Here is a 14,221-nt window from a genome sequence, read left to right on the forward strand (position 1 = left end):
CTCCGCTGCGTTGACACCGCGAAGGAGAAGCGAAGTGGATGAAGATGACCTCGTCGTCCTGCCGATACCCGCGCTTGTCGCCGTGTTGCTCAACCGGGAACGGGACAAGGGCTCTCCTCTGAACGAAGCGGAAGTGCTTGCGATTCGCGATGGCGCGGAATGCGTGATGGCGCCGCCCGACGTGGCAGCGAAAGTCAGACAGGAACGGGGTTACGACGATATCAGGCCCGAATACGCGTGGGAGGACTGGAACGCGATCCGGCCGAGCCTGGAACTATAGATCTTACGCCGCGCATCCCCGGGGATGTTCAGACCGCGCGATACTATTCAAGGAAATGATTCATGCTTCGCTTTGCCCTGTCGCTCCTCATCGCTACCGCAGGCATGGTGTCCGCGCCAGTCATGGCCCAGCTATCGCAGGCAGACCGGGCGACGATCGCCGAGCGGATCGCCGCTTTCGACACGATGATGAAGGAGGGGCGCGTCGGCGACAGTCTCGACTTCGTCCCGCCGCATCTGCTCGAGACGACTGCGAAGAAATTCGGCGTACCCGTGGCGGCCTTCAAGGCATCGTTCGGGGGGCAGATCGCGACGATGATGAAGGACGTGAAGTTCGTGTCGTTCCACATGGACCTGAGCGCGGCGAAAGAGGGCGTCACGCCGGACAAGAGCCGCACCTATCTCATGATTCCGACCGAGACCGTCATCGAGAGCCCGGCGACCGGGCGGTTGCAGAGCAAGAACACGACGCTCGCTCTCAAGGATGGGGGTAGCTGGTACCTGGTGCGCGTCGACCGCGCCGAGCAGATCGTGATGCTGCGCGAAGCCTATCCCGCGTTCGAGGGCATCGAATTCCCGAACGGATCGACGACAGCGGTCAAATAGCGGCGGCCGACTCCCGGTACTGTACCGACAGCCATGTTACTGGCCGGATTCTCTCCCGGCCCATTCGGAGGGCAGATCGAAGGACCCGGCCCATAAGCCGCGCTTCTGGTCGCTGGCGTCCGCTTCGTCGTCCATGAACTGGCCTTCGATGTCGACCGCCGCGCCCCGCGCCACCATTGCCAGATTGAGCGAGCCGTTGCTGCTCTCGCAGGTCTCGTCGCCGTTGCAGGGGGTATCGCGCACGAAGCAGAGGCCGATGAAATGCGATGTGTCCGGTCCTTCGGGGCGGCATGCCACCTTGCGGCCGCCGATCAGGGTCGCGAGTTCGTCCCGGGCAAAGGCGCCGCACGGCCAGGGGCGTCCGCCGCGGTGGCAGGTCTGGGCGAGCTCGGGCGCGTCGATCGTCCAGAGATCGACCTCCGTCCCGCCGATGCGGAGCGAGTCGCCATCGACGACCAGCGCGGGGCCGAACAGCGCCGTCGGGGGCTGTGCGGGTAGCGGCTCGCGGGAAGCGGGTGTCGGTGTCGCGTCGGGGACGGCCGGCGCGGCCATGCGTGCGGCATCGGCGCGCTTGATCGGATGCACGCGCGGCCGGGCGGCGTCATACACGTACAGGCCGCCGGCGAGGATGGCGAGCAGCAGCAGTGCCCAGCGCCACCGCATGGTTCAGGCGGACTCGAACAGCGGCGTCAGGCGCTCCACGATGCGATCGAGCACGGTCGCGCCGGCGAGGTCGGGCTCGAACGGCTGGCCAGTGATCAGCTCGAACGCTTCGGCGTAGATCGCCGAGGTGGCGAGCACGAGCTCCTGCGGGATGGGCGGGATCGGATCGTGGTACGGATCGCAGCGCGCCGCGACCCAGGCGCGGATGACGTCCTTGTCGAAGCTGTCGGGGCGTTCGCCGGCGGCGAAGCGCTGTTCATAGCTTGCCTGTTTCCAGTAGCGGCTGCTGTCGGGCGTGTGGATCTCGTCGGCCAGGATGATGGTGCCCGCGGCATCGACGCCGAATTCATATTTGGTGTCGGCGAGGATCAGCCCGCGCTCGGCCGCCATGGCCTGCCCGCGCGCGAACAGGGCGAGCGCGGTGGCGCTGATCTCCTCCCACTGGGCCGGGGTGAGCAGCTTGTGCTCGAGGATCTCGGCCGGGGTGAGCGGCGCATCGTGGCCGCCGTCGAATTCCTTGCTGGTCGGGGTGATGACCGGGGCCGGCAATGCCTGGTTGTCGCGCATCCCGTCCGGCAGGGTCATGCCGTACATGTCGCGCTGCCCGGCCTTGTAGAGGGTGAGGATCGAGGTGCCGGTGGTGCCGGCGAGATAGCCGCGCACGACGATCTCGACCGGGAGGATATCGAGCCGGCGGCACAGCAGGACATTGGGATCGGGATAGCCGAGCACATGGTTGGCGCAGAGATCGGCGGTCTGTTCGAACCAGAAGCGCGCGGTCTGGGTGAGGATCTGGCCCTTGAACGGCACCGCGCAGAGGATCCGGTCGAACGCGCTCAGGCGATCGCTGGCGATGATGACGCGGCGCCCGTCGGCGAGATCGTAATTGTCGCGGACCTTGCCGCGGTAATGGCGCGGCAGTTGCGGGATGGTCGCATCGTCAAGCGTGCGCGAGGCATTGGCGGCGAGTAGCTCGGGCGACATGACGGATCCTCGATCGGGGCGCGGGGCGCCTCCTACCGCAGAGCGCCCGCGCGTGCCAGTGGCGGTTCGCCGGCGGCAGGCTATCCGGTGGTCGGCCGGTCGGAGCCGGCGGCCGGGGGATCGCGATCGAGTTTCCAGCCAGCCTCGGTACGCAGCATCGGCGCGCCGCAGCCCAGACAGGTGCTGCGGAAATCGGTGCCGTCATGGACGACGTGGCGGCGGCTGCGATGGTGGCGGCCCGCCAGACACAGGAAGAACTGGAGTAAACCCATCGGCGAGCACCCTCTCAACGAGCCCCCCCGGGCCGTGGCCGGACGCAAATAGAGTCCATCAGAATGAGTCGCAATTAAAATCGGCATCGATACTGCCAATTCCTGGGGAGTCGCGCGGATCCGGGCGCCCAGCGCTAGAATTTCACCTCCGCCAGCATGGTGAAGGAGCGGCCGCGGGGATCGGCGACGCGGGGTTCCCAGGAGCTGCCGGTGCCGTTGTTGCTGTCATAGGAGATGGCGAAGGGCGGATCGGTATCGAGCAGGTTGCGCACGCCGAAGGTCAGGCGCAAGCCGGGGATGCCGGTATAGCCGAGCGAGAGATTGTAGAGGATGTAATCCTTCACCCGGGCTACGTCGTTCGCCGGATCGAAGGTGCCGGCGAGCACGCCGGGCAGCACCTGGTTGCGATAGCCGGAGCGGAAGATCTGCGAGAGCGCCACCGTCCAACGATCATTGGCGTAGCTGATGAAGCCATTATGTTTCCAGCGCAGGCCGAGATCCGAGGCGAGCGAATAGACGCCGAGTTCCTGGATCACCGCCGCGGTGGCGTTGACCCGCTCGTCCTTCTTGAGCAGCCAGGTCGCGTCGATCCCGGCCGACACGGTGCCGCCCGCCGCATCGATCGCGCCCCGCGCGGTGATGTCGATGCCCTGGGTGCGGGTGGTGCCGGCATTGGCATAGCTGTCGTCGATGTCGGTCAGCACACCGGCGCCGTTGCGGATGAAGCGATCGGCGAAGGCATCGTAATTAGCGAACAGATATTGCAGCGGCAGCACCTGGATGGTGTCCTCGCGGCGGATCGACCACCAGTCGGCCGAGGCGCTGAAGTGGCGCGACGGCTCGAACACCACGCCACCGCCGAATTCGCGCGCCGTCTCCGGCCCGAGATCGCGGTGGCCGCCGCTGAGGATGTTGACCGAGGTGCCGTTGACGGCGTTGAGCGACGGGCAGCCAGTCGCGGCATTGACCCGCCCGCCCGGGCAATTCTTCGGATCGGCGAAATCGGAGCCGGTATAGACCGTCGCGATCGTCGGGTTGAAGATCTGGTTGAAGGTCGGCACGCGGAATGCCGTGTTGTACGAGCCGCGCAGCATCAGCCAGCGCGCCGGGCGATATTTGAGCGAGACCTTCGGATTGGTGGTGGTGCCGAAGCCGGTATAATCGTCGATGCGCCCGGCGGCCGAGAGCTCGAAGCCGGAGAACAGCGGCACCAGCAGCTCGGCATAGGCGGCCTTGATCTCCCGGCGGACGCCGCCGAGCACGTTGAGATTGTCGTACGGCGCCGCGATCACCACGCCCGCCGCCTGATCCGCCGGCGAGCGGGGATCGCCGTCGAAGCTGTAGGATTCGCGGCGATAATCCACGCCGAGCGCTGCCTTGACCATGCCGCCCGGCAGCCGGAACAGCGAGCCGGAGACCGAGGCATCGCCCTGCCGCACGGCATAGGTGCCACCATACAGGGTGAGCCCGGCGGCCGAGGCCGAGCGGATCGCGGCGCGCCCGGCGTCGCTCTGGCTCTGGCCGGGAAAGAGGAAGGGATTGACGGCGCCGCTGTTCAGCGCCGCGACCAGCTTCGCCTGGTAATAATAGCCCGAGCCGAGCTGCGAGCTCGACTCGCTTTCGGCATAGGACAAGCCGGCGCTGTAGTCCCAGCCGGCGATCAGCGGCCCGCGTGCATTGAGCGCGGCGCGGAAAGTGGTGGTGCGCGTCGTGATCTCGCGCTCGCCGCATTCGAGGCAGCGCCAGCGATAGGCGAAGCTCGATCCGGCATTGGCCAGGCCGGGAAAAGCCGCGTTGAGCCGGGCGACGACTGCGGCGAAGGCGGCATCGTTGACGCCGGGAACCAGCCGGTAGGCGTAATTCTGCGTCGTGGTGTTGGGTGTGATCTGCACCGGCGAGAAGCGCTTGACGGAATCGGCCCGCGAGCCGGTGAGTTCGAGCGCGACCTCATGCGCGCCGAGGCGCTTCGCGGCGCGGCCATAATAGGTCAGCGTGTCGAGCTTCTGCTGGAGATAGACGTTGCGGCCGGTATCGAAGGCGCAGGCCAGGCCATTGCCCGGCGCGCCCCACACCTGCGTATCGTAGATGTCCTGATCGGCGATCGCGTCGCAGCCCGGCCCGCCCGGCAGGCGCAGCAGGTTGATCCCGCCAGTCGCGACCTGGCTGGTGCCGGGGATGAGCGGGAAGCTCGCCCCGGTCGGGAAGCTGGTGCCGGCGAGGTTGACGATCGTCGCGAAGGGGGTGCCGCGCGTATCGACGCCGAGGCCGCGATCATGCTGGAAGGTATCGACGAAGCCGCGCGAGCGCGCATCGAGCGGGGCGACCCAGCTATAGCCGACCGTGCCCATCACATTGAACCCCTGGCGATCGATATCCCCGAAGCCGGCGATGGCGGAGACGCGCTGGATCGGGGAATCGCCGCGTTCGGTGATATCGGTGAAGGCCGAGGCGCCGACGCCCCGATAATTGGTGCGGGTGATGAAGTTGATCACGCCGCCGACCGCATCGGTGCCGTAAATCGCGGACGCACCGTCCTTCAGCACCTCGACCCGGTCGAGCGCCATGAAGGGAATCTGGTTGACGTCGACCGCGGCGCCGGTGGTGCCCTGCGCCGCGACGCGCCGGCCGTTGAGCAGCACCAGCGTCGCCGCCGGGCCCTGGCCACGCAGATTGGCGAAGGACGCGCCATTGTTGCCGCGACGCTCCGCCGTGACGACATCCGAATTGCTGGCGAGATTGTCGGCGCCGTTGCCGTTGTCGGTGAGGAAGGCGAGCAGTTGTTCCGGGCTGCTGATGCTGTTGCGGCGGAGTTCCGCCGTCGTCACGATCTGCAGCGGCAGCGCGCTGTCGTTCGGATCCTGGCGGATGCGCGAGCCGGTAACGAGGATGTCCTTGCCCTCTCCGGCGTCAGCCCCCGTGCCAGCCAACGTGTCGGCCGGCAGGTTGCTTGTCTGGGCAGCGGCGGGCAGCGTCGCCAGCGCGGTTGCCGAAACCAGGGCGGATTCCAACCATCTCGACCAGCGCATATCACCCCCCAGACTTACCCCTGAGCGCAGCGTATCACAGTCGTGCTGGTGGTAGCGACCCCGCCTCTGGCGGCGCCAAGGCGGGTGCCCGGATGTAATCGAGGAACGCCCGGAGCGGCGCGGGGACGAGGCGGCGGCCGGGATAATAGAGGAACGGGCCGGAAAAGGACTCGCACCAGGGCTCGAGCACTGGCTCTAGCGCGCCGCTGTCCAGCTCCGGCCGCAGCCATTCTTCGAACAGATAGAGGATGCCGCCACCGGCAACGGCAGTGGCGATGGCGAGCTCCATCGCGCCGCCGGGACTCACCACCAGCGGCCCGACCGGATCGACCCGCACCAGCTCGCCGTCGCGCTCGAATTCCCATGGCGCCATGACGCCATTCGAGAAGCGGCCGCGCAGACAGGCATGGCCGAGCAGGTCGCGCGGATGCTCGGGCCGGCCCCGCGCAGCGAGATAGGACGGCGCGGCAGCGGCGGCGAAACGCTGCACACGCGGGCCGATCGGCACGGCGATCATGTCCTGTTCGAGCCGCTCGTCATAGCGGATGCCGGCATCGCAACCCGCCGCGAGCACGTCGACGAAGCTGTCCTCAGCGACGATCTCGAGCCGGATTTCGGGAAAAGCGGCGAGGAAGCCCGGCACGATCCCCGGCAGCACCAGCCGTGCGACGCTGACCGGCACGTTGAGCCGGAGCGTACCGGCCGGGCGATCGCGAAAGCCGTTCACGACATCGAGCGCCGCATCGACTTCGCGCAGTGCCGGGCCGAGCCGGGCGAGCAGGCGTTCGCCGGCCTCGGTCGGCATGACGCTGCGCGTGGTGCGGTTGAGCAGCCGCACGCCAAGCTGGGCCTCGAGCCGGCGCACTGCCTCGCTTAGCGCAGACGCGCTCGCGCCGCTGGCGCGCGCGCCCTCGCGAAAGCCCCGCGCCTGGGCGACCGCAAGAAAGGCGTTGAGATCGCCGAGATCAGCCATTGTCCATATTCCCGCACAAGCCGTGCGCATATTGATCCCTAATCGCGCAGCTTGCCAGCGCCCATCTGGGGCGGACCGCAAGAGGAGAAGATCATGTCATCCATCGACCAGTCCGGCACATTCAATCTTGGCGACCGCGCCGTGAAGCGGCTCGGCTACGGCGCCATGCAGCTCGCCGGGCCGGGCGTGTTCGGGCCGCCCCGGGACCATGACGCCGCCATCGCCGTGCTGCGTGCCGCGATCGCCGCCGGCATCGACCATATCGACACCAGCGACTTTTACGGCCCGCACGTCACCAACCAGCTGATCCGCGAAGCACTCGCGCCCTATCCCGACGATCTGGTGATCGTCACCAAGATCGGCGGCCGCCGCGGCGACGACGGCTCCTGGCTGCCCGCGGCATCGCCCGACGAGCTGCGCCAGGCCGTCGAGGATAATCGCCGCAATCTCGGCCTGGACGTGCTGCCGGTCGTCAACATGCGTTTCTGGGGCGATGGCCATGGCCCGGCGGAAGGGTCGGTCGCGGCAGAGATGCGCGTGCTGGCCGAGCTGCAGCAGCAGGGGCTGGTGCGTCATGTCGGCGTGAGCAACGTGACGGCGGCGCAGGTGTCCGAAGCGCGGGGCTTCTGCGAGATCGTGTGCGTGCAGAACCAGTATAATCTCGCGCACCGCGGCGACGACGCGCTGATCGATTCGCTGGTCGAACAGGGCATCGCCTATGTGCCGTTCTTCCCGCTCGGCGGGTTCACGCCGCTGCAATCCTCCGCCCTGTCCGACGTGGCGGCGAAGCTCGGCGCGACGCCGATGCAGGTCGCGCTGGCCTGGCTGCTGCAGCGCGCGCCGAACATCCTGCTGATCCCGGGCACATCCTCGACCGCCCATCTGCACGAGAATATCGCAGCGGCCGACATCGTGCTGCCCGACGCCGCCATCGCCGCGCTGAACGGGATCGGCGGCAGATAAGCGAACGCCCTGCCCGGTGGACCAGTATAGTTTCGCCGGGCACCAGTGAATTTGCTTGGCACCGGGCAAAACCTGGCGACTCGATAGTTAATCGCAGCTCGGTCCTTTACTTTTCAGTCACCAGAATAGGCCCGGATGGCAGTGCAATCGCCATACGCGCATCACGGAACCGGTGCTCGCATTGCAGATTGCCGGACGATCGCAAGGCTCCCGCCCGCACGTCGGCGCGGATTATTTTTTCAACTCTTGGACCATCATTATTCTCTGCTTAATCAAGCCGTTTTTATATGGGAGCGACTGGAACAGGGTGACGGGGGAAGTGTTGCACATGCCGCCTTTACGCATGGCTTTGCGCGATCGGTCCGGCGTCGGCCGGGGGGCCTGACCGATGGCCCATCTGATGCTCGACAAATCCCATCAGCGCTATCGTCCGCGGACGGAAAGCGTGCCGCCGACGCGCGAGGTGGTGCGGGCGCGCAATGCCTATGGCTGGAACAACAGCGGACAATTCCCGTTCGGCCCGGCCAGCTGGGACCGGCAGGGCGTGCGGCTGCCCGAAACGCTGTTTCCGCGCAGCGTCCATATCCAGAGCGGCACCGGCGAGTTGCCGGACGCAATCAACGCCGGCGGTTTCCTGGGCTGTTCGCAACGGCTGAAGGACGTGATCGAGGAGCTCGAACCCGAGGTGCACCAGTTCCATCCGGTGCCGGTGACGGTGAAGGCGGGCGAGCGCACGCCGACCACCTATTACGCCACCGTGCTGGGCCGTGCGCTGGTCGACCAGGTGGTGCTCGAACAATCGACGATGAAGCGATCGAGCGGCGGCAGCTTCGCCAAGGTCGACAATCCGTCGCTGTGGGACGGCGGCAAGATCGCGATCGACCGATCGCTGTCGAGCGGTTGGCATGTGTGGATCAGCTGGGATCTGTACAGCCACTGGACCTGCTCCGACGAGCTCAAGGCGCGGCTCGACGCCGCCAAGATCAGCTGCTTCGACTATATCGAGCTGCGCCAGATCAACGGCTGAGCGCCGGTTCAGGCGTCCGCGGTCTGTGCCTGTTCGGCCTGGCGGCGGCGTTCGAGCATCTCGCGCAGGGCGGGGAGATCATAGCGTACCCCCGCCTCGCCGCGGCCGTGCATCGCATCCATCTGCTCGGCCTTTTCGATGAAGCCGCGCGGCATCGGCCGCCCATCATCGGCGTGCATCCATAGCCGCAGCATGAGCCGTTTCCGGCTCGCGCTGTTCTCGAAATGGGTGCGCGAGTGGAGCACGGTGAAATTGTGCCAGAACAGCATCTCGCCCGGCTGCAGCACGAAGCTTGCCGCAATCTCCGGCCGCCGGGCCACCGCGCCGACGAAATCGAGCGCGTCGCGCAGGCCCTGGGGCAGATCGGTCTGCGCCTGCGCCGCCGCGTTGAGCATGAACATCGGGTGGAGATAACAGCTGACGAGGTTGCCGACCCGGCCGAACACCGGGATCCTGTAATCCGTGTTGCTGCCATTGCCGAGATCGAAGAAATAGCCTTCCTCCAGCGCGGGGAGCAGATCGGGCCGTTCGCGAGCGATGACGTTGTAGATCGCGAGGCTGCTCACCACGCCGCTCTGCCCGCCGCTTTCGGCGAGGCGCACCGACGCGAGGCTGAGCAGTTCGTGGAAATCGGTGTGCGGACCGAGCTCGATATTGCTCTGATAGCCGCGCCCCTGGGGATTATCCTCATTCTGTTCGACCCGGCCGAGCAGATCGCCCTTCGGGCTCTGGATCGCGCGCCGCCCGAGGAAACTGCCAAGGCCCCAATAGAGCTTGCCGAAGACATCCTCACCATACCGGCCGATATCGACGCCGGACAGGATGATCGCGCCGCGGCCGTGCCGCAGCTCGAACTTCACTGCCTGCATCAGATCGGCGATCGCCGGATCGGCGAAGCTGTCGCGCCCGATCGCCGCGAGCGGCCGATCGGCCAGCGCCTCGGCCGCCCGGTCGAGCGCCGCGATATGCCCTGCGCCGAGCCGGTGGGTGAGCCCCTCGCGGCCGCCCAGCGCAGCGCTCGTCCAGGCGCTCGGATGATCGATGGCGGCAGGTTCGAACATGCGGCGATTCTCCATGTAGCGGGGCGAAATATGGCATCGAAGCGCCCGCCCGTACAGTCATCCGGGCATGGCGAACGGGCTTTCGCGGCTCAGGCAGGTGCCCAGCCGCTTCACCAATATCGCCGCGTCGGCGATGAAACGCCGGGCAGCACCCAACAGTCGAGCTTGCCGCGGCGGGGCTGTCGCGCGGCTTCTGAATTCCCATTAACGGTGCGCCGCTAAAATCCCGCACGCTGCTTGCGTCAGCGCAAAGACCGTGCGACTCGCGAAGAAATGGTGACGATCGCTTCGCATGTTTCGTGGCACCCGGTGGACGGCGAACTGGCGCTGTTCGACATGCGCGACGGGACCTATCACATCCTGAATGCGACGGCCGCGGCGATCTGGCGCGGGCTGATCGACACGCAGACGCCGGCGGCCTGCGCCGAGGCGCTGGCCGCCCGCTATGGCGCACCGCACGCCGAGATCCGGGAAGGTGTCGACGCGTTCATCGCCCTGGCTCTGGAGAAAGGGTTGCTCGTTGAAGAAGCGTGAGATCAACCCGATCCGCCTCCGGCGCGGGGCGGCGCAATGAGTGCCATCGCCGGTGCCGTCTTCGTCGACGGCCGCGACATGGACGATGGGGTGCTGGCGCGGATCGTGGGCGCATCCGCCTCGCGCGGGTTCGACGGCGTCACGCGGTGGCAGCAGGGGCCGGCCGGGCTGATCCGCTTCGCCCACGCCACCACGACCGAGGCGCAGGGCGAGATCCAGCCCTTCGTCAGCCCGCGTTCCGGCGCAGTGATGGTGTTCGACGGCCGGATCGACAACCGCGCCGAGCTGCTGACGCTGCTCGGGCCGGACGCGCCGCCGTCCACCGCCCCTGACGGCGAGATCGCGCTCGCCCTGTTCGACCGGACCGGCGACGATTTCGTACAGCGGCTGGTCGGCGACTATGCCATCGCGATCTGGGAGCAGCGCGAACAACGCCTGTTGCTGCTGCGATCCCCTTATGGCTGGCGTCCGTTGCTGTGGACGTTCGACGGGCGCCGCTTCGGCTTCGCCACCGAGCCGCGCGGGCTGGTGCTGGGCCTTGGCCTCGACCGACGGCTCAACGAGGGCGCGATCGCCGAGTTCCTGGCGGCGCGCTTCGTCAGCGAGACCGACACGTTCTGGCGCGACGTCCACCGCGTGCCGCAGGGCGGTGCAGTCGTGCTGCGGGGGGGCCAGGTGCATCTCTCCGTCTGGCATGGCGGCCCGTTCGAGGATCTGTCGCACCTGTCGCTCGACGAGCATGTCGAGAAGTTTCGCGAACTGTTCGATCAGGCGCTGGTTTCGGCAGGGCGCGCCGCCGGGCCGGTGACGTCGCAACTGTCCGGCGGACTCGATTCCTCCTCGATCGTCTGCCGCGCCGCCGAACTGCACCGCGATGGCCGGATGGGCGCGGTGGGCGCGATCAGCGCACGCTTCCCGGGGGAGCCGCATGACGAGACCGAATGGAGCCGGGCCGTGGAGATCCATGCCGGCGTCACCGCCGAAGTGGTCGGCGCGCACCCGTTCGATCCGGACGCGGCGGCACAATGGTGCGCCGATTCCTATCAATTGCCGCTGCGCCCCAACACGCTCGATACGACGGTGTCGGTATGCCGGCGCCTGCGCCAGGACGGCCGCCGCATCCTGCTGACCGGCGAGGGCGGCGACGACTGGCTCAACGGATCCTACGCGCACTGGCCCGATCTGCTGCTGCGCGGGCAATGGGCATCGCTGTTCCGCCACGGCGCGCAGCAATGGCCGGATTCGCCGACCCATGTGATCGCGCGGCGCACGCTCTATCCGGCGCTGATGCCGCTGATCAGCCCGCGGCACCGCGAGGCGCTGCTGCAGCCGCATCTCGATTTCCGGCTGGACAAGACCGACTGGCTGCGCCCCGAATGGATCGCGCGAACCGGCCTGGAGCAGCGCTGGCGCGAGGAGATCCCGCGCGACGGGCTGAAGGGCTTCACGCAGCAGACGCGCTACAGCGTGTTCCGCCACCCGCGCCGCCATATCGGCTATGAACCGGTCTTCGCCTATTGCGAGAGCCAGGGCGTCGAGACGCGCCATCCCTTTCACGACGCGCGGCTCGCCGGCTTTTTCATGGGCGCGTCGGGCAATGTGCTGCGCAAGCAGAATTGCCGGAAATTCCTGCTGCGCGAGGCGATGCGCGGGACCTTGCCCGAGCTGGTCCGCACGCGCACCACCAAGGCCTATTTCGTCGGCCATATCGTCGATGCGGTCGACGAGCTGTTCGAGCGGCGCCCGGCGCGCGAGCTGCTGCCGGCCAAGCTCGGCTGGATCGATCCGGACCGGATCGCGGCGCTCCACGCGCCCTTCACCAAATGGCGCAAGGAGGGATCGAGCGGTCCGATCCCGGACGCGCCCTGGGGCCCGGTGTGGTTCGCGCTGGCGATGGACCTGTGGCTGGAGAATGCCGTCGGGCTCTGAAACGGCGAGGATTCGCCTGATCGCGATTCTCTGATAGACTGGCCCGATGGAGCGCGGGCAATCGCACGAACCAACGGATCGCGGGGCAGATATCTGCCTCGTTCTGCCTGCCTTCAGCTCAGTCCATTTCCCGCATCTCGGCACGGCGATCCTGAAGACGGCGTGCCAGGCCCGCGGGCTGACGACGCGCATCCTGTACGGCAACCTGTTGCTGGCGGCCGGCGCCGGCCTGGAGACTTACGACGCGGTGTGCGAGGCGCCGATGCGGACGATGCTGGGCGAGCGGCTCTATCGCCCGCATGCCTATCCGCCGGAAACCGCGCTGCGGCTGCCCGAAGCCGCGCCGTTGCCGGGCGCGCTCCAGGCTATCCATGACGCCATCGGTCCGGCGATCGGGCCGGCGCTCGACCTGGTGGTCGAGCAGGTGCTCGCGCTCAGGCCGCGCATCCTGGGCGTATCATCGACCTTCGAGCAGAATCTCGCCTGTGCGGCGGTGGCGCGGCGCGTGAAGGAGGCAGCACCCGACATCTGCATCGTCATGGGCGGCGCCAATGTCGCCTGGCCGATCTGCGACGGACTCGCCGCGGCCTTCCCCTGGATCGATCATTTCTTCGCCGGCGAATCGGATGACGACTTTCCCGATTTCTGCGAGCGGCTGGTGCGCGGCGGCGTGCGCCCCAGCACCCGGATCATCCGCAGCGAGCCGATCCGCGACATGCGCACGACGAGCGCACCCGACTTCAGCGATTTCTTCGCGGCGCTGCGGCCGTTGCAGGCGGCGGGCGCCCTGCCCGGCTGGCTGCCGCGCTTCCTGACCATGGAGACATCGCGCGGGTGCTGGTGGGGGGCGAAGAACCACTGCACCTTTTGCGGGCTGAACGGCGAAGGCATGGCGTTCCGCGACAAGCCGGCGCCGCTGGTGATGGCCGAGCTGGCCGAACTCGCCGCGTGGGACGTGGACCATATCCACCTGACCGACAACATCATGCCGCACCATTATCTGACCGACCTGATGCCCGCCCTGGCCGAGGCGGAGCCGCGGATGAAGCTGTTCTACGAGATCAAGGCCAATCTGAGCGAAGCGCAGGTCGATGTGCTGGCGCGGGGCGGCGTGGTTGCGATCCAGCCCGGCATCGAATCGCTCTCGTCCGACCTGCTCCGGCTGATGCGCAAGGGCGTGTCGGCGCAACAGAACATCGCCCTGCTGCGCAGCTGCGCCGGCGTCGGCATCCAGGTGCAATGGGGTATCATCTACGGTTTCCCGGGGGAGGCCGCAGCGCATTACGAGGCGATGATCGCGGTGATGCCGCGGCTCACGCATCTGGAGCCGCCGAACGCAGCGCACCAGATCCTGATCGATCGCTTCAGCCCCTATTACAAGGATCCGGTGGGGCTGGGCATCGGTGCGGTGCGGCCGTTCGAATCCTATCGCGCGCTGTATCCGCCCGAGGTGCCGGCGGCGGACGTCGCCTATCATTTCGACGGCAGCTATTCGACCGAGCTGCTCGATCGGCCCGATCTGGTGGCGCAGCTGCACGCCGCGGTCGCCGAGTGGAAAAGCGCCTGGTCGACCGCGCGGCGGCCGATCCTGCAACTGGTGAAAGTGGGCAGCACCGCCGTGGTGCTCGATACCCGCGCGATCGCCACGGCACCGATGACGCCTCTCTCCCCCAGCCAATATGACGCGCTGGCCCAGTTCGAGCGGCCGCGGGCGCGCGACGGGCTCGATCCGGCGCTGGCGGCTGAAGCCGACTGGCTGGTCGAGCGCGCTTTCGCGATCGAGCATGAAGGCAGGCTGATGAGCGTCGTCGTGCGCCCGCGCCCGGAGGTGGTGGCTGCCGCACGCGCACCGGCCGGGCGGCCGCTCGAACCCGCGGCCTGAGCGTGGTTCGGGCTTGCCATCG

General features: G+C 67.6%; 13 protein-coding genes. 7 read left to right on the top strand and 6 right to left on the bottom strand.

Features of this window, described 5'->3' with window-relative positions; genetic code table 11:
• Positions 1-34 precede the first annotated feature (34 nt).
• Together U1769_RS02265 and U1769_RS02270 are read left to right on the top strand one after the other, a co-directional pair.
• Entirely contained in the window at positions 35-280 is a 246-nt protein-coding gene (locus U1769_RS02265; protein WP_332711354.1) for a hypothetical protein, read from the top strand.
• A gap of 62 nt (positions 281-342) precedes the next feature.
• Positions 343-885, top strand: a complete 543-nt coding sequence (locus U1769_RS02270) for a hypothetical protein (protein WP_332711356.1) — start codon at positions 343-345, stop codon at positions 883-885.
• Between the two features lie 36 nt (positions 886-921).
• On the opposite strand, the gene U1769_RS02275 is transcribed toward U1769_RS02270, so the two are convergent.
• The 5 genes from U1769_RS02275 to U1769_RS02295 all read right to left on the bottom strand — a co-directional run bounded on the left by U1769_RS02275 (position 922) and on the right by U1769_RS02295 (position 6,803).
• Positions 922-1,548 carry a thermonuclease family protein gene (locus U1769_RS02275; RefSeq protein WP_332711359.1) on the bottom strand — a complete coding sequence of 209 codons (627 nt, stop codon included), beginning with the start codon at positions 1,546-1,548 and terminating at the stop codon, positions 922-924.
• 3 nt (positions 1,549-1,551) lie between these two features.
• Entirely contained in the window at positions 1,552-2,532 is a 981-nt protein-coding gene (locus tag U1769_RS02280; RefSeq protein WP_332711362.1) for a phosphoribosylaminoimidazolesuccinocarboxamide synthase, read from the bottom strand.
• 80 nt (positions 2,533-2,612) lie between these two features.
• Entirely contained in the window at positions 2,613-2,804 is a 192-nt protein-coding gene (locus U1769_RS02285) for a hypothetical protein (RefSeq protein WP_332711365.1), read from the bottom strand.
• A gap of 134 nt (positions 2,805-2,938) precedes the next feature.
• A complete protein-coding gene (locus U1769_RS02290; protein ID WP_332711368.1) occupies positions 2,939-5,812 on the bottom strand; it encodes a TonB-dependent receptor domain-containing protein in 2,874 nt (957 codons plus the stop codon).
• Between the two features lie 52 nt (positions 5,813-5,864).
• Positions 5,865-6,803: a LysR substrate-binding domain-containing protein gene (locus U1769_RS02295; protein WP_332711371.1), complete on the bottom strand. Its 939-nt coding sequence runs from the start codon at positions 6,801-6,803 to the stop codon at positions 5,865-5,867.
• A gap of 93 nt (positions 6,804-6,896) precedes the next feature.
• On the opposite strand from U1769_RS02295, the gene U1769_RS02300 reads away from it, so the two are divergent.
• The gene (locus U1769_RS02300; protein WP_332711373.1) at positions 6,897-7,766 is read left to right on the top strand and encodes an aldo/keto reductase family oxidoreductase; all 870 of its coding nucleotides are present in this window, start codon (positions 6,897-6,899) and stop codon (positions 7,764-7,766) included.
• Between the two features lie 388 nt (positions 7,767-8,154).
• Positions 8,155-8,793: an imm11 family protein gene (locus U1769_RS02305; protein WP_332711376.1), complete on the top strand. Its 639-nt coding sequence runs from the start codon at positions 8,155-8,157 to the stop codon at positions 8,791-8,793.
• A gap of 8 nt (positions 8,794-8,801) precedes the next feature.
• On the opposite strand, the gene U1769_RS02310 is transcribed toward U1769_RS02305, so the two are convergent.
• Positions 8,802-9,854: a TauD/TfdA family dioxygenase gene (locus U1769_RS02310; protein WP_332711379.1), complete on the bottom strand. Its 1,053-nt coding sequence runs from the start codon at positions 9,852-9,854 to the stop codon at positions 8,802-8,804.
• Positions 9,855-10,127: 273 nt separating this feature from the next.
• Between U1769_RS02310 and U1769_RS02315 the strand changes: the two genes are divergently transcribed.
• Genes U1769_RS02315 through U1769_RS02325 form a run of 3 tightly spaced genes read left to right on the top strand, consistent with a single transcriptional unit; the run spans position 10,128 to position 14,199 of the window.
• The gene (locus tag U1769_RS02315; RefSeq protein ID WP_332711382.1) at positions 10,128-10,388 is read left to right on the top strand and encodes a PqqD family protein; all 261 of its coding nucleotides are present in this window, start codon (positions 10,128-10,130) and stop codon (positions 10,386-10,388) included.
• 36 nt (positions 10,389-10,424) lie between these two features.
• Positions 10,425-12,317, top strand: a complete 1,893-nt coding sequence (locus U1769_RS02320) for an asparagine synthetase B family protein (RefSeq protein WP_332711385.1) — start codon at positions 10,425-10,427, stop codon at positions 12,315-12,317.
• Positions 12,318-12,363: 46 nt separating this feature from the next.
• Positions 12,364-14,199: a RiPP maturation radical SAM C-methyltransferase gene (locus U1769_RS02325; protein WP_332711388.1), complete on the top strand. Its 1,836-nt coding sequence runs from the start codon at positions 12,364-12,366 to the stop codon at positions 14,197-14,199.
• Positions 14,200-14,221: the final 22 nt, after the last annotated feature.

Origin of the sequence: Parasphingomonas zepuensis (assembly GCF_036663735.1) — a bacterium.
Taxonomy (GTDB): domain Bacteria; phylum Pseudomonadota; class Alphaproteobacteria; order Sphingomonadales; family Sphingomonadaceae; genus Sphingomonas.